This is a genomic window from Clostridium nigeriense (assembly GCF_050585265.1).
GTDB lineage: Bacteria > Bacillota > Clostridia > Clostridiales > Clostridiaceae > Clostridium > Clostridium nigeriense_B.
In genome coordinates this window covers 54,465-74,684 of record NZ_JBNOOE010000015.1, presented here as the reverse complement: position 1 = coordinate 74,684, position 20,220 = coordinate 54,465, and the positions used below count along the sequence as shown (strand labels likewise).

Below are 20,220 nucleotides of genomic sequence, written 5' to 3'. Positions count from 1 at the left end.
AGCGGATTTTTTATACAGATAGCGATAGCTTCATGTTTTTATTAGGCTGCCATAATGTTAACTAAGTGACATTGGTCGAAAGGCAGTCTCTTTTTACTCTTGAGGAAATTATAAATATGTTACCCTGTAAATAACTTTTTTATAATTTCATTCCTTAAGCTTTGAAGTGCGTCTATTAATTTTATGGTGTGAAGCTTGTAACTGAATAAAAATTCATAATTGCGATAAATGAGTAATTGCTACCTTTAGTTTGTAGCAGTAAATATGATTTGTTAGGGCTTTTTTATATGCATTAATTTGGTAAAAATATTAAAAATAATAATAAAATAGTAAATAATTATGATAAAATAATATATATATAGTAATAAAATATTTTAGGGGTGCTTTAATGGAAAAAAGGAATGAACAATTATTAATAACGGAAATTTTATCTAGGGCATTTAATATATGCAAGGATAATGTTTTAGAAATTCTAAAATCTATAGGAATATTTATGGTTCCTTCGTTTATATTAACAATGGTAATAAGCTTTACATTTATTGCTGCAGTATTTTTTAGTATATCATATATAGATTCATATACTTATTATGATAATAGTTTTTCAGCTATAGGAGCAGGAGCTATATTCATAATAATAATAGTAGGAATAATTGCAGGAATTTTATCTTTATTTGGTACATTTGTAATAACTAAGATTTTAGATGATGCTAATAAGGGGAATGAAGTAAGTTGGAAAAGTGCTACAAAATATATTTGGAAAAAGAAATGGAGTGCTTTAGGATTAAGTATATTAGTTTCATTAATGATGTGTATAGCAATTACAGTTCTAATTATTTTAGGGACATTATTTTCTTTAATAACTCTAGGAATAGGAGCTATAATAGCGGTTCCTTTAATAATTGCAATAATAGTTGTTATAATACCATTATGTTCTTTATTTAATTCAAGTTTTGTAGTAAATGATTTAGGCGCAATAGATGCAATTACAGAGACTTTTCATTTATTTAGAAAGGGATATTTTTGGTCAACAGTAGGAAGATTGGCAGCTATTTCAGGTATTTCAATTCTATTAGTTATAGGACTAGTAATACTTGATTTTATACCTATTTTAGGAAGTATACTATCAGTGATATTTCCAGTAGTTATTAGCATATATGTATCAGCTTATTTAAATATATTTGTTCTAGATAGAACTAAGCCACAAATTGATAATTTCCTAGGTAATTCTGGAGATGATAATAATCAAGATGATGGATTTATAGATCCAATAGTTTAAAATACAATATTAAATAATTTGCATTTAAGGGAGCTGTCGTACAATGAAAAATTAAGAATGAATAATTAATTTTAGCGATTATATAAGAATTACATCAATAATTCTTCATTTTTAATTTGGGATGTTTGTGCGACAGCCTCTAATTTTTAGGAGGTATATTATGGGGAAGGCTTATGAAAAAGAATATGAATTACATTACTACGATGTGGATAGAAATTTAAAGGGAAACATGTCAACTATAATTAATATTTTATCTGACATTGGAACAAAGCAATCTGAGGAATTAGGTTCAGGTATGGAGAGTCTTATTGAAAATAATATGACTTGGGTATTTTATAATTATCATGTAAAAATATTTAGGAATCCAACCTATGGTGAAAAATTAATGGTTAAGACTGAAGCTGTTGGATTTAAAAAATTTTATGCTTTAAGAAATTATGAAATTAAGGATAGTAATGGAAATGTAATAGTCATTGCAAATGCAATATTTTTATTAATAAATATAGAAAAGAGAAGAATGATGAGAATTCCTAAGGATCAATATCAGGTATATGGTGTTGATGGAGATATGCAAGAAGATTTTAAGATTCCAAAACTTGAAACTATTACTGAGCATAAATACGAAGATACATTCAAGATTAGGTATTCAGATATAGACTCTAATAAACATGTGAATAATACAAAATATATTGATTGGGCTATTGAAACTTTACCAGAAGAAATAGTTAATAATTATACATTAGATGAAATTAAGGTTACATTTGAAAAAGAATGTAAATATGGAGAAACTGTTAGGGTGCTTACAGATATTAGAGAAGAGGAAGGTGATTCTTTAGTAACTATACATAAGATAGAAACTTTAGATAATAGAGAATTAACTAGATTAATAGGATGTTGGAAGAAAGATATCAATAATTAAAATATGAAAAATAAGTTATTAAATTGAGGAAGCAATTTTTAAAGATGAATTGCTTCCTCAATTAGTTTTATATACTTAATTATTTCTAGTTGCAATATTTCTAGCTACAAAGTGGCCTGAACTCCATGCCCATTGAAGATTAAAACCACCACAATCACCATCTACATCTAAAATTTCTCCACAGAAATATAAGTTTTTTACTATCTTTGATTCTAGAGTGGACGAATTAACTTCTTTAGTATTTATACCACCTATGGTAACTTGAGCTTGATTAAATCCATTAGTATCTACACATTTAAACTTCCAAGATTTCAAGATATTTATTAGATCCCTTTTATGATGCCATTCTAGTTCATAGCAAGGCATATGTAAATTTGGAATATTTGCTGCTTTCAATACTGTGGGAATAAGCTTTTTATTGATAATCCCTATAAGTGAATCTATAACTGGTCTATGTGAAAACATAGCAAAATGTCCTTCAAGGAAGTTTTGTAAATCTTCAATATCTTCATTAGGTAACATATCAACAACAACTTCTACATTTTTATTATTTAGTAAAGCCTTTGAGGCATAACCGGAAATTTGAAGTATAGGAGGTCCTGATATTCCATAGTCAGTAAATAAAATTTCTCCAAATTCTTTTCTTGTAGCTTCTCCATTTACTAATAAAGTTGCATATCCATCAAACTTTACTCCAGAAATGGATTTAAGATAAGGATTATCTAATTTTAATTGAACTATTCCAGGAACAGTTTTAATTATTGTATGCCCTAAAGATTTTGCTAAGTTATACCCAGACCCATCAGATCCGGTTTTAACAGCAGATTTTCCTCCACAGGCCAAAATTAGTTTATTACATGTGAATAACTTTTTATCATCGTTACTTGTGGATAATTTAAAAACTTTTCTCTTGTGGATATCTTTTACTTTACAATCTGTGTATAAAGGAATTTCTCTATCATCAATAGCCATTTTTAATATATCTACTACTGAAGAAGCTTGAAGAGATTTCGGATACATTTTACCGTTTTTTAGCTCTATAATAGGAAGTCCTAGAGATAAAAAGAAGTTTTCAGTATCTTCAACTCCAAAATTAGATAAAACCTTTGAAAAAAATCCTGTATTTTCACTATGATATGAGAAGAAAGGAAATGAAATATTTCTATTAGAAATATTACATCTACCATTTCCAGTAGTTAAAATCTTTTTACCTACTCTATCAGTACCTTCTATTATGGCAACATCTAAACCAAAATCTTTTGCATTAATTGCAGCAAATAATCCAGATGCTCCGCCACCTACTATAATTAAATCATGATGTATCATAATAAAACTCCTTAAAAAATTAATATAATAAATTTATAGTAAAATATCATATAATAAGATTATAATATATTTATAATAAATATAAGAAGTTTAATTTAGTCTAAAACCAATATTTTTCTAGGTTTTATAAGATTTTTTTAGCAGTAATAAAAAAAATAAAAAAAAGTTATAAAAAAGTGTTGACACTATATTAAAATTTATGTATTATAGTTAATGTGCTCGCCGGGAGAAAGGCAAGCGCAAGAGTGATAAAAAAAGATATGGCTCCTTGGTCAAGCGGTTAAGACACCACCCTTTCACGGTGGTAACAGGGGTTCGATTCCCCTAGGAGTCACCATTATGGAAGCATAGCTCAGCTGGGAGAGCATCTGCCTTACAAGCAGAGGGTCACAGGTTCGATCCCTGTTGTTTCCACCATATTGGCTCAGTAGCTCAGTTGGTTAGAGTGCCGGCCTGTCACGCCGGAGGTCGAGGGTTCGAGCCCCTTCTGAGTCGCCACTTTAAAGTTTAAAAAATGCATATGGCTCCTTGGTCAAGCGGTTAAGACACCACCCTTTCACGGTGGTAACAGGGGTTCGATTCCCCTAGGAGTCACCATTATGGAAGCATAGCTCAGCTGGGAGAGCATCTGCCTTACAAGCAGAGGGTCACAGGTTCGATCCCTGTTGTTTCCACCATATTGGCTCAGTAGCTCAGTTGGTTAGAGTGCCGGCCTGTCACGCCGGAGGTCGAGGGTTCGAGCCCCTTCTGAGTCGCCATTTAAACTTTAAAATAATCATGCTGGCATGGCTCAACGGTAGAGCAGCTGACTTGTAATCAGCAGGTTGTAGGTTCGATTCCTATTGCCAGCTCCAAAATTTCATGGCTCCTTGGTCAAGCGGTTAAGACACCACCCTTTCACGGTGGTAACAGGGGTTCGATTCCCCTAGGAGTCACCATTATGGAAGCATAGCTCAGCTGGGAGAGCATCTGCCTTACAAGCAGAGGGTCACAGGTTCGATCCCTGTTGTTTCCACCATATTTGGCTCAGTAGCTCAGTTGGTTAGAGTGCCGGCCTGTCACGCCGGAGGTCGAGGGTTCGAGCCCCTTCTGAGTCGCCATTAAAATTTTAGAAATAATCACGCTGGCATGGCTCAACGGTAGAGCAGCTGACTTGTAATCAGCAGGTTGTAGGTTCGATTCCTATTGCCAGCTCCAAAAGCTTTAGAATTATCTAAGGCTTTTTTTGTTTAATAAAATATAAAGAATACAAATAATTTAAATAAAAATATATGAAACAAAATTGAAAAGATAAAAAACTCCATAAGGAGTTTTTTATCTTCTTTTTAAATTTAATTGAATTCTTATATCTTCTGTATAAAATTTATATAATTTAAAGTTTCCTAAAAGTCTTGATGAAATTCTTTCAGTATAAGTTACCCTTATATCAGCTAAATTTAAGTTTGTTGATATAAGCATTTTCTTTTTTCTAAGTAACTTTTTATTTAATAAATTAAAAAATTCACTTGTAGTGAAATCTGTTATTTGTTCTGCACCTAAATCATCTATAATTAATAAATCACAATTTATAAGTAAATCTTCTAATTCAGAATTATTTTCAAATCTTATTTCTCTTAAGTTCCCCATGAGCTCATCTACTGTTCTATAAACTACTAAAAAACCATCATCTAAAAGTTCTTTAGCTACACAACAGCTTAGAAAAGTCTTTCCTGTACCAGAGTCTCCGTAGAATAATAAGTTATCATCTATATCACTAAACCTTGGAATATAGTCTTCTCTTAAATATCTTAGAATATTTTCGATATTTTTTCTAGGAGAGAATCTATCAGCTTCATTTAGTTTATGAGGAGAGAATAATGCTATATTAAAGTTTTTGAAGTTATTAACTGAAAGAGAATCACTTAATTCTGAATCTTTGTAGTAAAGTTGAACTAGTTTTTTCTTATAGCAAGAACATCTTTTAGAGCCAATATATCCTTCATCTTTACATTTTTGACACCTATAATGAAGTGCTAAATAATCTGAACTATATCCCTTTTCTACTAATGCTTCGCTTTTTTTAACCCTTAAGTCAGTTATTTCTTCTCTATATTTTTTTAATATATTCTCATCAATACCTTTCAATATTGATAAAGAAAGTCCAAGAGACTTTTTTTGAATTGAATTATCTAGTTCTAATATCTCTGGGTGATTTTCTTCTATTACCTTACGTCTTTTTATTAAATTTTTTTGTTCTTCCGTTCTAATATTTTCATAAATTAAAGCTAATTCTTTTTCATATCCTTTAATCATCAGTATCCCATCCTAACAATTTCTTTTCTAAATCGTCATAATCGTAGTCTCTGCCTTTAAAGTTGTCAAATCTTAATTTTGGCTTATTATTAGTCTTTGAATTATTATAAACCTTCTTAGAAGATGCATTTTTGAAACTAGCTTCCTTATTTTCAATATCTTTTAGAGTTCTTAAGTTATCTTTATTCCAACTTGATAGTATTCCATCAATATATTTAAAATCAGCTCTATTCAATCTTTGAAAGCAAATATCACAAGCTTTTTTGATTATATCTAAAGAATAATTATATGATGAAGTCCATTTTTCTAGCATATCTTCTTGAGGTTTCATAATGTCAGCATTTCTAATTCCTAGGAACTTTAGAATTTCTCTATAAGTTCCCCATTTATCTTCAGTTTTTTTTATATAGTTTTGAGCGTCATCAATTGTTTTTATATTCATTTCATTCCATGCTATAGCAACTTTTTCTATATATCTAAAGTTTGTTTTTCCTTTAGAAGCACAGTATTCAATTAATAATAGTATTAGCTCATATGAAAAATTAAATTCTTTTTTCCATCCTATATAGGTTTCAACCTCAGTAGGGGATAGAGTTCTGCCTAGTAGCCTTCCTATATCCTTTAACATATCCCCATTTGATGTATTAGTTAGCTCTTCGACTAAGTTGAATTTTTCAACATTTGCATTTCCATCATTAGATAAATCTACAAATTCTATATTGAAATTGCCCATCTTATCTATTGGTACAAGCTTTATAACCCCTTCTTCATTCCAATAGTTAAGAGCATTAATTATATCTGATTCTAAAAGGTTTAAGGATGTAGCTAGCACTGTAGAATTAACTCCAGGCTCGCCAGTAAAATTATATTTAAGCATTATAAGATAGACCTTAACAAATTCTCCTCTAGCCTTAGGCATATATCTTTCAATAAATATATTGCTAACAGGAGTAAATTTTAGAGGCTTTGATTTAAACATAAAAGTGCTCATATTTACATTTACCTTTCTAAAAGTAATAATATACATTAAGTTAATTATAACAAAGTGGGGTAGTTGCCTCAACTAAAGTAGAAAATATAAATAGGAATATTATTTGTAGATATGGAAAAACTAATAAATGTGTTTGTTAACTTAATAATAAAAGAAGGGAGTGCTTATGGATATAAAGGGAAGTTCGGGAAGGCTTATAAATATAGTAAATAAGCTAGCCGTAATGGTGATTACAATAATTATTACTTTTAATATCAATTATTCTAAATATAGTGCGTCTGTTAATACTAATTTAAATATAGACATAAATAATAAACTTTATTCTGTATCAAATGAAATGTCTGATAATATGTTAGATAACTTAATGGTTGCTTTAACAGGAAAGATTAATGGATATGAAGTAATGTTAGATGAAAATGTAATAGGATATACTTTTATAGAAAATAACTTGGATAATATAGAAGAAATAGTTTTGAAAGAGTATATAATTCAAAATAATATAGGAGAGGATATGGTTAAGTCCTTTGAGATTGAGGGTAATTTGGAATTAAAAGAAGAGAGATTCGATGTAGAACTTCTTCAAACTAATGAAGACTTAGCAAAAAGTATCTATAACTTACATAAAAAAGATTCAGAAAAAATTAAAATAAAGATAAAATATCTTAAAGAGGAAGTTAATAATATAAAACCATCTACTCTTATAATTCCTACTGAAGAGTTATATTTAGGGGAGAGTAAAGTGGAAGAGGGTTCATATGGGTTAAAAAAGAATACTGTACAGATTACATCTGAAGGTGGAGAGGTTATAGAGACTAAAATAGTAAAAGAAGAGATTATAAAAGATCAAGTAAGTAAAAAAATATATAGAGGTACTAAAAATCCCTATGATTATGGAGTAGCCTTTTTAAGACAACCAACTAGGGGGGGCTACATGACCTCTGGATATGGTGAGAGGTGGAATTCATTTCATAAGGGAATAGATATTGCAGGTAATATAGGTGATCAGGTATTTGCAGCCATGGATGGTAAAGTTATTTATTCTCAATATAATGATGGTGGTTATGGAAACTTAATAATAATTGAGCATGAAGATGATATGAATACATATTATGGGCACTTAAGTAAATTTTCAGTAAAAGTTGGAGATAAGGTTAAAAAAGGAGATGTAATTGGTGAGGTAGGTAATACTGGATTTAGCACAGGGCCACATTTACACTTTGAATTAAGAGTAAATAATGAACCCGTTGATCCGACAGATTATATAGTTCAATAGATTTATATAAAAAACTCAAGCTTGTTTTAGCTTGAGTTTTTATTTCAATATAGATTTAATATTAATTATCCCATTACCTTGATAGTTATTTGGGATATTATCCAAAGACTCACAAGATACTTTTAATAATGAAGCTATATCCTTGGGAGTTAGATTTTCATTATCTTCATAAATTAAGGCACAAACTCCTGCGACATAAGCGGCTGCTATAGAAGTACCACTAAAGGTTTTATAAGATAAATCTAATTTAGATGGATATAACTTATTTCCATCTCTTTCTGATATATATGTTATATCAGAATTTAATGAAACTATATCAACACAAGATGCACAAAGATTTGGTTTAGAATCTTTTCTTGATGCTCCTGCTGAGGAATAAGTATAAGGTTTTATATTAGAAGTAGAATCATATCCTGCAACTGTTATGCAATTGTTACAAAGGGCTAATCCTATAATTGAGCCATCTGAGTTTTTATTACTTCCACTTGGAATTATACAAGTTATATTCTTACTTATTATTAATGAAGTCATTAAATCAAAAAGTTTTTGTAAGAATATATTATAACTTAACAATTCAAATGGAAGACAAAGTATTTTAATATTATTTCTTTCATTTTCTTTAGATATTAGTTCCATTGCGTATAAAATATCAGAAAAATATCCTTTTCCTGTTTTATCAAAAGCTTTATAAGAATAAATATTACTTTCAGGTGCTATTCCACTATACATACCATTGGATTTTTTGCCATTACCAGCAATAATTCCAGCTGTACAGGTTCCGTGCCCATTATCATCATATGGATGTCCTAAGTGATTAATTAGATCTACAAATGAAGAAATTCTATTATATGGAGTAATTAAATCTTGATGAGGATAGACTCCAGAGTCTATTATAGCAACTCCTATTCCCCTTCCTTTATTTCTATTTTTATTGGGTAATCTAACTTTATTTGCAGTATTAACGCTAATACCACATAAAAATAAGTATTCATCAAAGCAAATATATTCAACTTCAGGATATTCTAAGAGCCGCTGTATACCCTTATAGTTTAAACTAGCAGAAATTATCTTACAGTGTTCTATATGACATATTACTTCACCTTTGTAAGAATTTATTTTTTTTAGTATGCTATCTTGAAATCTTCTATATTTAATTAGAATCCTATAATTACTATAGGGTTTTGAAATTATACAAGCTTTTAAGTTTGGTTCTAATTTTCTATTTAAAGAAAACATATTACACTCCTAAAATTAATTACAATATATATTATATTAAAATGTGAAGTTTTGTTAATATAATAAATTATTATATGAAAGTAGTATAAATTACATTATATTTGTCAAAATAATTTTAATGCTAAGGATTGGTTAATAAATTTTTCTTTTGGTGCCATCTTATACTCGTATATATACTAGTCATACAATTATCAGTATATTGTAAAGAGGTTTAAATGTGAGTATAAAATTTATGTTATAAAAGATATTCTTTTATTTATTAATTAGGTTTATGATATTAGTGTTATTATTAATAGCGAATTCCTTAAATAAATTGGTGGCAGGATTCAAGTAGAGCCCTTTTAACATAATCAAGAAAAAAATCTCCCGTATTTAGTTAACTGTACATTTCTTCCTTTCATTTCAAAACCATAATTGATATTTAATTATCATTTATAAATAAAAGTATAATAAAAACTATAAAAGAAATCTATTAATAAGTATAAAAATATCTATTATATTAATAGGCAAATATGAATTATAATAATATTATAGAAAATTAAGGAAATTTATTTGGGGTAAATTATCACTTTTTTTAAACTAATAAGTTATAAAATTAACAAATGTTTAAGTATTTATATGATATAATTCTGGGCCCTATCCATAATGGAAAATTATACATATAAAGTATTAATATAAATTAAGGTATGACAATGATTTATGCCTAAATTTTAATTATAGAAGGGAAGAGATAAAATGTCAGAACGTATTTCAGGAAAAACTAAATTAATAGGATTATTAGCAACACCAATATCCCATTCAAAATCACCTAAAATGCACAATGAAGCATTTGCAAAATTAGGATTAGATTATGCTTATCTTGCTTTTGAGTGTGGACAGGATCAGTTAGAGGATACTATAAAGGGATTCAAGGCATTAAACATTCGAGGATATAATGTTTCCATGCCTAATAAGATAGCCATATGCAAATACATGGATAAGCTTTCTCCAGCTGCTGAAATGATAGGTGCAGTTAATACTGTAGTAAATGATAATGGAGTATTAACAGGACATATTACAGATGGAGTTGGATATATGAAGTCACTTAAGGATGCTGGGATTGATATAATAGGAAAGAAAATGACTTTAATAGGGGCTGGTGGTGCAGCAACAGCGATATCAATACAAGCTGCTTTAGATGGAGTAAAAGAAATTTCAATATTCAATAGAAAAGATAGATTTTTTAGCGTTGGTGAAAGAACAGTTAAGGATATTAATGAAAAAACAAACTGTAAGGCTCAAATATTTGATTTAGAAGATACAGAAAAATTAGCCTTAGAAATTCAAGATAGTGTGATTCTTACAGATGCATCACCAGTAGGAATGAAGCCTTTAGAGAATTTATGTAACATAAGTGACCCATCAATACTAAGGGAAGATTTAGTAGTATCAGATATTGTGTATATTCCGAATAAAACAAAGCTTTTGGAAATGGCAGAAGCTAGAGGATGCAAAACTATTAATGGATTAGGAATGATGCTTTGGCAAGGAGCAGAAGCTTTTAAACTATGGACAGGTGAAGAAATGCCTGTTGACTATATTAAAGAGCTTATATTTTAATGCAAAAATTATCGCTTTAAAAGCTTATATAATTGAGTGTGAATTTTTTTTTCAGGATGTATTACTAATAGTTTATAGATAACTCTTTTATTTCAATTTCAATTTTAATATAAACTTTATTAAGGTGTTTTGTTAGAAAATTATCAAAAAATTATTTTTATTAATGGAAATACTATAACAATATGGAAATTAAAACTATAATATTTGATGAAAATGTTATAATTTTGTTAAAACCGATAGATAAATAAAATATTTTTATGGTAAAGAAAACAAAAGGAGGAATATTATGAGAAGAAATAAGGGAGAAGAACAGCCATACATTAATCTAAAATTATTTAAATTAAGGTTTCCAGGTATTCATTATAGGATAGAAAGTCCGGAATTTGTACAAGGTTTAATTATTGGGACTACAGCCTTAAGTACAATTGCAATATTAACTGAATATTTAGGTATTTCTTTTGAAATTGCTTGGGGAATTGTTATTATAGAAGTATTTTTATATATGCTTCATTCAATTTTAGGTGATCCTGTAGTTCCTGGATGGATAACTCCAGCATTACCTCTTTCCTTGGCTTATATTTTAAGGTATGAAATAGGTCAAGAGAGATTACAGGCATTAATGGCTTTGCAAATATTAGTTGCCTTAATTTTTATCGTAATGGGAATAACGAAGTCGGCTGAAAAACTATTAAGGGTTATACCCGATTCTATAAAAGGCGGTATTTTATTATCTGCATCAATTTCAGCGGTTTTTGGAGAATTTAAAGATGGGGGAAGATTTGAACAATATCCAATAACATTAATAGTAGGATTTTTATTAGTAGCTTTTATTACTTTTTCAGAAGTATTCAATAAAATGAGAAGTAAAAATAAAATACTTAATAAAATTTCTTCTTATGGAACCTTAATTCCTCTTTTATTAGCTTTAGCTATAGGCATAGTAGTAGGAGAATTACCAAAACCTGTTTTTGAAATTGGAACTGTCATAAAATTTGTTAATTTTAAAGAGATAATAAATACAACTAGTATTTTTGCAGTTGGCTTTCCATCAATTAAGTTATTTATAGATGCAATTCCTTTAGCTATTGTGATTTATATAATTGCTTTTGGGGATTTTGTAACTAGTGAGACGTTGGTTAGAGAGGCTAAAGAATGTCGTGATGATGAAAAGATAGATTTTGATGCAAATAGATCAAATCTAATTAGTGGAATTCGTAACGCTATTTTAGCTTTTATTGCACCATTTCCTCCACTTAGTGGACCTTTATGGGCAGGGGCAACAGCAACTATTGCATTACGTTATAGAGATGGACGTAAGGCTATGGATTCGCTTATTGGAGGTATGGGTACCTTTAGGTTAGCCACATTTATAAGTGTAATTATAATACCTATAGTTTCTATTATGAAACCTATATTCCCAATTGGAATGGCTATTACTTTATTAACTCAAGGTTTTATTTGTTCAAGACTTGCTATGGAATATTGCAGAACAGATACTGATAAGGGGATTGCAGGTTTTATGGCTGTAATATTATTCACGAAAGGTGCTGCTTGGGGACTTGTATCAGGGGTTTTATTACATTTGATATTAGTTGGATTTAAAAAGGAAAATTCTAAAATAGAATAAGATTTTTAAAAAGTTAAAGATAGACATATAAATGGCTACTATTACATTAAAATAACTACATAAAAAAGAATTAGGTTAGCTACCTAATTTTTTTTATAACTCTATAAATGAACTATAAAAACGCATAGGCAAAAGCTATAGATTACGTGAATTTATTAACAAAAAAAATTAGACAAGTAATAAAATAATTTATATCATAATAGTGTACATTGTTAAAAAAATAATTTATTAAATTTTATATTTTAAATTGTTAATAAATGACACTAAAGATTCTTTACTATGGTATATAAATTAAAAAAAGAGGTGTCTTTATGAATATAAACCAGTTAAATTATTTTTTAATATTATCAAAAACTGAAAATTATACAAAAGCTGCTGAAATTCTGCATATTACTCAACCGAGTTTAAGCAATGCAATTGCAAGCCTAGAAGAAGAGCTGGGGGTTAAATTATTCGAAAAATCAGGTAGAAATGTTATTTTATCTAAATTTGGAAAAGAATTTATACCTTATGCAGAAAAATCTATTAAAGAATTAAATTGGGGTATTGAAAGATTAAATGATTTAAAAGATATTTCAAATAAAACAATAAGAATTGCATTTTTATATTCGCTAAGTTCGGATTTTATACCATCATTAATTTCTAATTTCCTAAAAGAGAAAAGGAATAAGGATATTAGGTTTCAACTTTTTGAGAGTAACACTTCAACGAAGGAATGTACTAAAGAGATGATAGAAGGATTAAAAGAAGATAAGTTTGATGCTATATTTATAAATGCAATAAATGAAAAGGATTCAGAGCTTAAGTATACTAAGGTTTTAGATCAAAATTATGTTGCTATAGTAAACAAAAATTCAGAGCTAGCTAAGTATGATAACCTAGATTTAATAAAAACAAATGGAGTTCCATTTATTCAATATTCAAATAAGTTTGGGACAAGAAATGAAATAAAATCATTATTTGATGAGATTAATTTAAAACCTAATATATATACTGAGGTTGAAGATGAGATATCAATAGTTGGACTTGTTAAAAGTGGTATGGGATTTACCATAACACCAATGAAAAATATTTATCATGATATGAATATAAAGATCTTAAGTATTTCTAACCCAATTAATAATAGAGGAATATATATTGGATATCAAAAAAACAAGTCAAAAAGTGAGCTTATGAAAACATTTATTGATTATATAGAAAAGGAATTTAAATTTAAATATGAAATTTAAGTGTATTTAAAATAAGGAGTGTAAAAATGAAAGAAAATAAATATTTCTGGACTTCAATTGGTTTATATATGAACTATTTTGTACAAGGAATTCAAGCAATAATAATAGCTCAAAATATAAACATATTTGCAGAAAGATGGGGAACCGACAAGGCTGGAGTTATGGGGGTAATTGCAGTAACAGGAATAGGTAAGGTGCTTATACTATTGTTCTCAGGAGTTTTATCGGATAAATTTGGTAGAAAGCCACTTATCTATGTAGGGATGATTGGATACATAGCCTTCTTTGGAGGACTTTTATTTAATACTAGCTTAACATTAGCTTATGTAATTGCATTTATAGCAGGGGCTGCTACATCATTCTTAGATGGGGCAACTTATCCAGCATTAATGGAGATTTATCCTGATAACCCAAGCTCTGCTTCAGTAGTAGTTAAGGGATTTATATCAACATCAGGAATGTTATTACCTATGTTCATAGGATGGCTTAATGGAAATAATATTTGGTATGGATGGTCATTAGTAATTCCAATGGTTATTGTAGTGATAAATAGTATTAGCTTATTAAAAGCGAAGTTCCCAGATCAAGAATTAAGAGAACTTAAGGCTAAGGGAGTTAAAGTAGACTCTAAAGTTACAAACAAAGTGAAAAATAACATCACATTTAAAGAACAACCTAAATATATGGTTGAAGGAGTAATTTTAATGTTATATGCTTTCTGCTGCATGTCAACATTCTATTTATTCCAACAAGTAATAACTTTATATGGGGTAGAAGTTATAGGAATGAGTGAAATAGCTTCAAGAGCATTATTAAGTTATTACACAGCAGGATCTTTTATAGCGGTATTACTTTCATCAATAATTATGTCTAAGGGTATTAGAGATATGGCTATATTAGTTATATATGGAGCAGTATCATCAGTTGCAATTGTGACTATGTATCTATTCCCAAGCCAAGCTATATTAACAGTAGGATCATTCACAATTGGATTTACAGTTGCAGGAGGAGTTCTTCAAACTGGTAATGCAATGTTATCTCAATTTTTCCCAGAAGGAAAAGGAAAGAATACAAGTATATATAATGTTTTTATGAGTTTAGCAACATATGTAATGCCAACAATAGCTAGCAAAATGATGAAAGTAGATTTCACACAGGTAATGTTATTAGATGCTGGGGTTGCAGTAGGCGGATTCGTTCTTATGTTAATTCTTTCAATTAGATATAGTAAGGTATTTGGGATAAAGAATATATTTAGCAAGGTAGTTAAAGAAAACTAATATAGATGAATTAAGATTATATGTTCGCTAAAAGTAGTTTAAATCTTTAGCTGAAACATTAAATTATATGAAATATGGGAGGGGAAAAACATGAAATATTTAAAGATCAAAGGGTTAGATAAAAAAGTTTCAAGAGTAATGATGGGAACAGGTTGGTTCTCATTAGAAGATGAAGGAGTAATATTTGAATTACTTGATACTTATGTGGCAGCTGGTGGAAATGTAATTGACACTGGTAGATTCTACAATGGGGGTAAGAGTGAAAAAGTATTAACTAAATGGTTAAATGCTAGAAAGAATAGAGAAGAGTTAGTAATTATAAATAAAGCATGTCATCATTATGTTGATGAAAATAATGTTCATTATCCTGAAAAAAATAGAGTTGGTGCTCAGTATATAACTGAAGATTTGGAATATAGTTTAAATAATATGGGAGTTGAATATTTCGATATATATGAAATGCATAGAGACAATGTAGATGTTCCTGTATCAGAACTTATGGATAGATTAGAACAACATCGTCTAGAAGGAAAAATAAAAACTTACGGAGTTAGTAACTGGTCAAATGAAAGAGTTGAAGAAGCTAATGAATATTGCAAATCAAAGGGGTATTTAGGAATTTCAGTAAATAATCCATCTTTCTCTTTAGCAAAAGTTAATAAACCAAGATGGGTTGGATGTGTATATGTAGATTCTGATTATGTTAAAAGATGTAATGATGATGGAATTAGTATAGTATCTTGGGGAGCACAAGGTGCAGGATTCTTCGTTCCATTATGGAAAGACATTAATCAAGATGCACCTCAAGATATTAAAGAAGCTTACTTCACAGAAGAAAACTTTGAAAGATTAAAGAGAGCAGAAGAAATAGCTAAGATAAAGGGTGATGATGTAGAGCCAATTAATGTAGCTTTAGCATATGTTATAGATGAAAGAATGGATGTAGCTGCATCGATAGGACCTAGAAAAAAATCAGAGCTTCAATCAAGCCTAAAGGCTTTAGATATTAAGTTGACATCTGAAGAAATAGCTTATTTAGAACTTAAATGCGACAAATTAAATTAATTATTATTTTTTGATGAAATACCATCCTAATATAATAAATAGCAATATAAAATAAATAAAAATTTACAGTTAAAAGCAACCTTAAATTATATAATTTAAGGTTGCTTTTATAATGGAGATATTATTTAATGAAAATATTTATCAATTATATTTAAAAAAGCTGTTATTAAAGATAAATAATTAAGAGTTGCATTGATATAATATCAAAGAAAACATTTACAAAATTTATATTTATTAATTGTACATTAATATTTAACAATTTATTTAGAAAAAATATGATAAAATAGATATATAAAATGAATTTAACATAAAATAGAAATATTATTAACTAGTATATATAATTAATGATAATTTAAATAATGTTATAAAATATAGTTTATTATAGAAAGGAATGGTATTTATTTGAATTTAATAGTTTCAAAACTTAAGGAGGTTTTATACTCTGTTATTCCAATTACAGTTATAGTGCTTATATTAAACTTTACATTAACACCTCTTGACACCCCTTTAATTATAAGATTCTTTATAGGATCTCTAGCAATAATTATAGGGCTTTCAATATTCTTAGTTGGAGTGGATATTGGTATAACTCCCATTGGTAATGTTATGGGATCAAAAATGGCAAAATCAAATAAAATATTAATAGTTATTATTGCTGGATTAGTTTTAGGATTTGTCATATCTATTGCAGAACCAGATTTGCATATTTTAGCAGCACAGGTAGAAATGGTTACATCAGGGCTTATAGGAAAAGGGCTTATATTAGTTATTGTATCTATTGGAATAGCAATAATGCTAGCTTTAGGACTTGCTAGAATAGTATATAATATCCCTTTATACAAGATATTATCAGTATTATACGGATTCATTTTAATACTTGCTTTATTCTCATCACCAGAGTTTTTAGCAATATCTTTTGATGCATCAGGGGCGACAACAGGAGCTCTTACGGTGCCGTTTATATTAGCCCTTGCTATGGGGGTCTCAACTCTTAAAAAGGATAGTAAGTCTTCAGAAAAAGATAGTTTTGGATTGGTTGCAATAGCTTCTTCAGGAGCAATAATAGCTGTCATGGTTATGAGTATAATATCAAGAATGGACAAGATATCAGGAAGTTTAGATATTAATACTAATTCATCTGATTTGATAATTGCCCCATTTATAGAAAAGATACCTACAATATCTAAAGAGATATTCATTGCTCTTTTACCAATAGTATTAATTTTTCTTATATTTCAAAAGGTTTCTTTCAAGCTTTCAAAAAGGTCAGTTAAAAAAGTTTTATTTGGAATACTATTTACCTTTGTAGGATTAGTTATATTCCTAGTTGGTGTAAATGCTGGATTTATGGATTTAGGAACAGCATTAGGATATAAAATAGCTTCTTTAGACAATAAAGCATATGTTATTATAGTAGGATTTGCACTAGGTTTTGTAACTATATTAGCAGAACCAGCTGTACACGTATTGACTCAACAAATTGAAGATGTTACAAGTGGATATGTAAAAAGAAATATTGTTATGATTACTCTATCAGTAGGAGTTGGGATAGCTGTTGGGTTATCAATGCTTAGAATTGTGATTCCTGAAATAAAGCTATGGCATTATTTACTACCAGGGTATATAATTTCTATAGCAATGACTTATTTTGTTCCAAAGCTATTTGTTGGGATAGCTTTTGATTCAGGTGGAGTTGCATCAGGACCAATGACAGCAACATTTATATTGGCATTTGCTCAAGGAGCAGCAGAAGCAATTGAAGGAGCAAATGTTCTAGTAGACGGATTTGGAATGATTGCAATGGTTGCAATGACCCCTATAATTGCTTTACAAGTATTAGGTTTTATTTTTAAAATAAAATCTAAAAAAGGAGGAATCGAAAGTGACATTGGATAATTGTGGGTGCAAAAATATTGAACTTGTTTGTGTTGTAGTAAACTTCGGATTAGGAAGTAAAATTATACACAAAGCTAAGCAAGAAGGTATTTTTGGAGGTACTATAACTTTATGCAGAGGTACAGTAAATAATAAAGTTCTAAGTTTTTTTGGTCTGACAGATGTAAGAAAAGAAATAGTATTAATGGTAGGTGAAGTAGATAAAGCATATAAAGCTTTAGAGAAATTAAATGAAGAATTTAAATTTGAAAAACCAAATCATGGTATAGCATTTACTACTTCAATTTCAAATATATTAGGAACAAGAAATTGTAAAATTAGTAACAGTGAAGAAAGAGGTGTAGATAATATTATGTATCAAGCTATAACAGTAATTGTTGATAAAGGTAGAGCAGAAGATGTAATTGATGCTGCTACCAAGGCAGGGTCTAAAGGCGGAACTATAATAAACGCTAGAGGGGCTGGAGTGCATGAGACTAGTAAGCTTTTTGCTATGGAAATTGAACCTGAAAAAGAAATTGTCATAATTTTATCTAAGACAGAAGATACAGATAAAATTGTTGCTTCAATTAAAGAGGAAATGAAAATAGATGAACCTGGAAAAGGTATTATCTACACTCAAGATATAAACAAAACCTATGGTTTATATGAGTAAGTAATATAAACTTGGTAAATAAATTTATTAAAATATAATATAATTAATAAGTAAATATATAAAGTTTGAAAATGTACAACAGTTAAGATGTTAATTTTAGCTGTTGTATTTTTCTTTTAATAATCATAATAATATATTTAAATTATATAAAAAAGTATTTAAATATATAAAAATATAAAATTTAATAAATTTATTAATTTACTTATATATCTTGATTTCGAGATATATAAGAGGTATACTTATCTTGAAATCAAGATAAGTGTGAATTGGAAATATACGAGTAATTTTAATATATGATTCAAAAATTAACTATTTTGATAGAAAAAATACTAATAGAGATAATATAGAAATTAGAAATAATAAAATAGAGAATATATGAAGAGGAGGATGTCTTAGTAGGAAGAATGTATTTTAATTAAGAGAAAAATTGTGATATTAATTTCAAATGTAGAATCTTACTAAGAATATAAAAATTAATATGAATAATAAAATTATAGGAATACAAGCAATAGATTTTCAATGGCAAGTAGAGAACCCATTTTTATTTTGTGCACATCACAAAGATTTTTATCCAAGAGGAAATAAAGAGCAAGGAGTAGCGGTATCTTTGAAAGGAAGAGACATTCATAATGACTTTTCAAGAAAAGATGGTTTTAGCATGTATCATGGAGACAATGTACCAGGATTTCCAGTACATCCTCATAGAGGTTTTGAAACAGTAACGATAGTTTTAGATGGAGTAGTAGATCATTTTGACTCTAAGGGTGCTCATGGACGTTATGCTAAGGGCGATGTTCAATGGCTTACTACAGGGGCTGGATGTCAACATTCAGAGATGTTTCCCCTTGTAAATGAAGATAAGGAAAATCCAGCAGAGTTGTTTCAAATATGGGTTAACCTACCTAAAAAAGATAAATTCGTAAATCCGGATTACAAAATGATGTGGGCTGAAGATATTCCATTATTAGAAGCTGTAAATAAAGAAGGTAAAAAGGCTACGGTAAAAGTAATTGCTGGAAATATGAAAGGAATAAAGAGTTTAGAACCTTGTAATAATTCTTGGGCTAAAGATAGAAATAATAATGTAGGAATATACTTAATTCATATGGAACCTAATTCGTCTATATCCTTAGATGCTGTATCAGAATCATTAATAAGAAATCTTTATTTTTATCAAGGAGAAGGTAATATTAATGTTGATGGTTATAATATTAAACCTTCAAATAGAGTAAAACTTTCAGGAAACGATGAAATTGAAATTGTGAATGAAGATAAAGAGTCTTATATTCTTATTTTAGAAGGGGAGCCAATATTAGAACCAGTAGCTCAATACGGACCTTTCGTTATGAATACAAGGGAAGAAATCCAAGAAGCTATAGGAGATTATCAAGAAACAGAATTTGGAGGATGGCCTTGGGAAAAGGATGATCCTGTCCATGATAAAAATCAAGGAAGAATAGCTTATTATCCTGATGGGAGCATTGAAAAAAGATAATTAAAATAAATGGTTTATTAAAAGAGCAATTGTACAATAAAATTGTATAATTGCTCTTTAT

Annotated in this window: 15 protein-coding genes and 11 tRNA genes; 22 read left to right on the top strand and 4 right to left on the bottom strand. The window is 28.8% G+C overall.

Features of this window, described 5'->3' with window-relative positions; translation table 11 throughout:
• The first annotated feature begins 388 nt into the window (after positions 1-388).
• On the top strand, positions 389-1,276 hold the full coding sequence (locus ACQPVP_RS13410) for a hypothetical protein (RefSeq protein WP_430850731.1): 888 nt from the start codon (positions 389-391) through the stop codon (positions 1,274-1,276).
• A gap of 160 nt (positions 1,277-1,436) precedes the next feature.
• Positions 1,437-2,195, top strand: coding sequence for an acyl-[acyl-carrier-protein] thioesterase (locus tag ACQPVP_RS13405; RefSeq protein ID WP_430850730.1), 759 nt, complete (start codon positions 1,437-1,439; stop codon positions 2,193-2,195).
• Positions 2,196-2,270: 75 nt separating this feature from the next.
• Here ACQPVP_RS13405 and ACQPVP_RS13400 read toward each other — a convergent pair whose 3' ends face one another.
• Positions 2,271-3,521, bottom strand: a complete 1,251-nt coding sequence (locus tag ACQPVP_RS13400; RefSeq protein WP_430850728.1) for an NAD(P)/FAD-dependent oxidoreductase — start codon at positions 3,519-3,521, stop codon at positions 2,271-2,273.
• A 262-nt stretch (positions 3,522-3,783) separates the two neighbouring features.
• Here ACQPVP_RS13400 and ACQPVP_RS13395 point away from each other — a divergent pair.
• The 11 genes from ACQPVP_RS13395 to ACQPVP_RS13345 all read left to right on the top strand — a co-directional run bounded on the left by ACQPVP_RS13395 (position 3,784) and on the right by ACQPVP_RS13345 (position 4,718).
• A tRNA-Glu gene (locus ACQPVP_RS13395) sits at positions 3,784-3,858 on the top strand.
• A 4-nt stretch (positions 3,859-3,862) separates the two neighbouring features.
• Positions 3,863-3,938, top strand: a tRNA-Val gene (locus tag ACQPVP_RS13390).
• 4 nt (positions 3,939-3,942) lie between these two features.
• A tRNA-Asp gene (locus ACQPVP_RS13385) sits at positions 3,943-4,019 on the top strand.
• A 24-nt stretch (positions 4,020-4,043) separates the two neighbouring features.
• Positions 4,044-4,118 (top strand) — tRNA-Glu (locus ACQPVP_RS13380).
• Positions 4,119-4,122: 4 nt separating this feature from the next.
• Positions 4,123-4,198, top strand: a tRNA-Val gene (locus tag ACQPVP_RS13375).
• A 4-nt stretch (positions 4,199-4,202) separates the two neighbouring features.
• Positions 4,203-4,279, top strand: a tRNA-Asp gene (locus ACQPVP_RS13370).
• Positions 4,280-4,300: 21 nt separating this feature from the next.
• A tRNA-Thr gene (locus ACQPVP_RS13365) sits at positions 4,301-4,375 on the top strand.
• Positions 4,376-4,384: 9 nt separating this feature from the next.
• Positions 4,385-4,459: transfer RNA gene (locus ACQPVP_RS13360), tRNA-Glu, on the top strand.
• 4 nt (positions 4,460-4,463) lie between these two features.
• Positions 4,464-4,539 (top strand) — tRNA-Val (locus tag ACQPVP_RS13355).
• A 5-nt stretch (positions 4,540-4,544) separates the two neighbouring features.
• A tRNA-Asp gene (locus tag ACQPVP_RS13350) sits at positions 4,545-4,621 on the top strand.
• 22 nt (positions 4,622-4,643) lie between these two features.
• A tRNA-Thr gene (locus tag ACQPVP_RS13345) sits at positions 4,644-4,718 on the top strand.
• A 117-nt stretch (positions 4,719-4,835) separates the two neighbouring features.
• Here the strand turns inward: ACQPVP_RS13345 and ACQPVP_RS13340 are convergent.
• Together ACQPVP_RS13340 and ACQPVP_RS13335 are read right to left on the bottom strand one after the other, a co-directional pair.
• The gene (locus ACQPVP_RS13340; RefSeq protein WP_430850726.1) at positions 4,836-5,813 is read right to left on the bottom strand and encodes an ATP-binding protein; all 978 of its coding nucleotides are present in this window, start codon (positions 5,811-5,813) and stop codon (positions 4,836-4,838) included.
• A complete protein-coding gene (locus ACQPVP_RS13335; RefSeq protein WP_430850724.1) occupies positions 5,806-6,804 on the bottom strand; it encodes a DnaD domain protein in 999 nt (332 codons plus the stop codon). Before ACQPVP_RS13335 ends, ACQPVP_RS13340 begins: the two co-directional genes overlap by 8 nt.
• 166 nt (positions 6,805-6,970) lie before the next feature.
• Here ACQPVP_RS13335 and ACQPVP_RS13330 point away from each other — a divergent pair, with 166 nt between their 5' ends.
• Positions 6,971-8,077, top strand: a complete 1,107-nt coding sequence (locus tag ACQPVP_RS13330) for a M23 family metallopeptidase (protein ID WP_430850722.1) — start codon at positions 6,971-6,973, stop codon at positions 8,075-8,077.
• 39 nt (positions 8,078-8,116) lie between these two features.
• On the opposite strand, the gene ACQPVP_RS13325 is transcribed toward ACQPVP_RS13330, so the two are convergent.
• Positions 8,117-9,313 carry a S8 family serine peptidase gene (locus ACQPVP_RS13325; protein WP_430850720.1) on the bottom strand — a complete coding sequence of 399 codons (1,197 nt, stop codon included), beginning with the start codon at positions 9,311-9,313 and terminating at the stop codon, positions 8,117-8,119.
• 735 nt (positions 9,314-10,048) lie between these two features.
• Between ACQPVP_RS13325 and ACQPVP_RS13320 the strand changes: the two genes are divergently transcribed.
• From ACQPVP_RS13320 to ACQPVP_RS13285, 8 genes are all read left to right on the top strand, one after another.
• A complete protein-coding gene (locus ACQPVP_RS13320; RefSeq protein ID WP_430850718.1) occupies positions 10,049-10,912 on the top strand; it encodes a shikimate dehydrogenase in 864 nt (287 codons plus the stop codon).
• A 286-nt stretch (positions 10,913-11,198) separates the two neighbouring features.
• On the top strand, positions 11,199-12,539 hold the full coding sequence (locus ACQPVP_RS13315) for a hypothetical protein (RefSeq protein ID WP_430850716.1): 1,341 nt from the start codon (positions 11,199-11,201) through the stop codon (positions 12,537-12,539).
• Positions 12,540-12,850: 311 nt separating this feature from the next.
• Positions 12,851-13,768, top strand: coding sequence for a LysR family transcriptional regulator (locus ACQPVP_RS13310; protein WP_430850714.1), 918 nt, complete (start codon positions 12,851-12,853; stop codon positions 13,766-13,768).
• 26 nt (positions 13,769-13,794) lie between these two features.
• Positions 13,795-15,048 (top strand): MFS transporter, encoded by a 1,254-nt coding sequence (locus ACQPVP_RS13305; protein ID WP_430850712.1) that lies wholly within the window; start codon positions 13,795-13,797, stop codon positions 15,046-15,048.
• 90 nt (positions 15,049-15,138) lie between these two features.
• On the top strand, positions 15,139-16,113 hold the full coding sequence (locus ACQPVP_RS13300) for an aldo/keto reductase (protein WP_430850710.1): 975 nt from the start codon (positions 15,139-15,141) through the stop codon (positions 16,111-16,113).
• Positions 16,114-16,515: 402 nt separating this feature from the next.
• On the top strand, positions 16,516-18,009 hold the full coding sequence (locus ACQPVP_RS13295) for a DUF1538 domain-containing protein (protein WP_430850708.1): 1,494 nt from the start codon (positions 16,516-16,518) through the stop codon (positions 18,007-18,009).
• Positions 17,996-18,664, top strand: a complete 669-nt coding sequence (locus ACQPVP_RS13290; protein ID WP_430850706.1) for a P-II family nitrogen regulator — start codon at positions 17,996-17,998, stop codon at positions 18,662-18,664. The genes ACQPVP_RS13295 and ACQPVP_RS13290 overlap by 14 nt, the downstream gene beginning before the upstream one ends.
• 478 nt (positions 18,665-19,142) lie before the next feature.
• Positions 19,143-20,159, top strand: coding sequence for a pirin family protein (locus tag ACQPVP_RS13285; RefSeq protein WP_430850704.1), 1,017 nt, complete (start codon positions 19,143-19,145; stop codon positions 20,157-20,159).
• Positions 20,160-20,220: the final 61 nt, after the last annotated feature.

Bases quoted from the DNA above. Each gene is read 5' to 3' on its own strand.
- ACQPVP_RS13410 (WP_430850731.1), top strand. From the start codon at position 389: ATGGAAAAAAGGAATGAACAATTATTAATAACGGAAATTTTATCTAGG.
- ACQPVP_RS13405 (WP_430850730.1), top strand. From the start codon at position 1,437: ATGGGGAAGGCTTATGAAAAAGAATATGAATTACATTACTACGATGTG.
- ACQPVP_RS13400 (WP_430850728.1), bottom strand. From the start codon at position 3,521: ATGATACATCATGATTTAATTATAGTAGGTGGCGGAGCATCTGGATTA.
- ACQPVP_RS13340 (WP_430850726.1), bottom strand. From the start codon at position 5,813: ATGATTAAAGGATATGAAAAAGAATTAGCTTTAATTTATGAAAATATT.
- ACQPVP_RS13335 (WP_430850724.1), bottom strand. From the start codon at position 6,804: ATGAGCACTTTTATGTTTAAATCAAAGCCTCTAAAATTTACTCCTGTT.
- ACQPVP_RS13330 (WP_430850722.1), top strand. From the start codon at position 6,971: ATGGATATAAAGGGAAGTTCGGGAAGGCTTATAAATATAGTAAATAAG.
- ACQPVP_RS13325 (WP_430850720.1), bottom strand. From the start codon at position 9,313: ATGTTTTCTTTAAATAGAAAATTAGAACCAAACTTAAAAGCTTGTATA.
- ACQPVP_RS13320 (WP_430850718.1), top strand. From the start codon at position 10,049: ATGTCAGAACGTATTTCAGGAAAAACTAAATTAATAGGATTATTAGCA.
- ACQPVP_RS13315 (WP_430850716.1), top strand. From the start codon at position 11,199: ATGAGAAGAAATAAGGGAGAAGAACAGCCATACATTAATCTAAAATTA.
- ACQPVP_RS13310 (WP_430850714.1), top strand. From the start codon at position 12,851: ATGAATATAAACCAGTTAAATTATTTTTTAATATTATCAAAAACTGAA.
- ACQPVP_RS13305 (WP_430850712.1), top strand. From the start codon at position 13,795: ATGAAAGAAAATAAATATTTCTGGACTTCAATTGGTTTATATATGAAC.
- ACQPVP_RS13300 (WP_430850710.1), top strand. From the start codon at position 15,139: ATGAAATATTTAAAGATCAAAGGGTTAGATAAAAAAGTTTCAAGAGTA.
- ACQPVP_RS13285 (WP_430850704.1), top strand. From the start codon at position 19,143: ATGAATAATAAAATTATAGGAATACAAGCAATAGATTTTCAATGGCAA.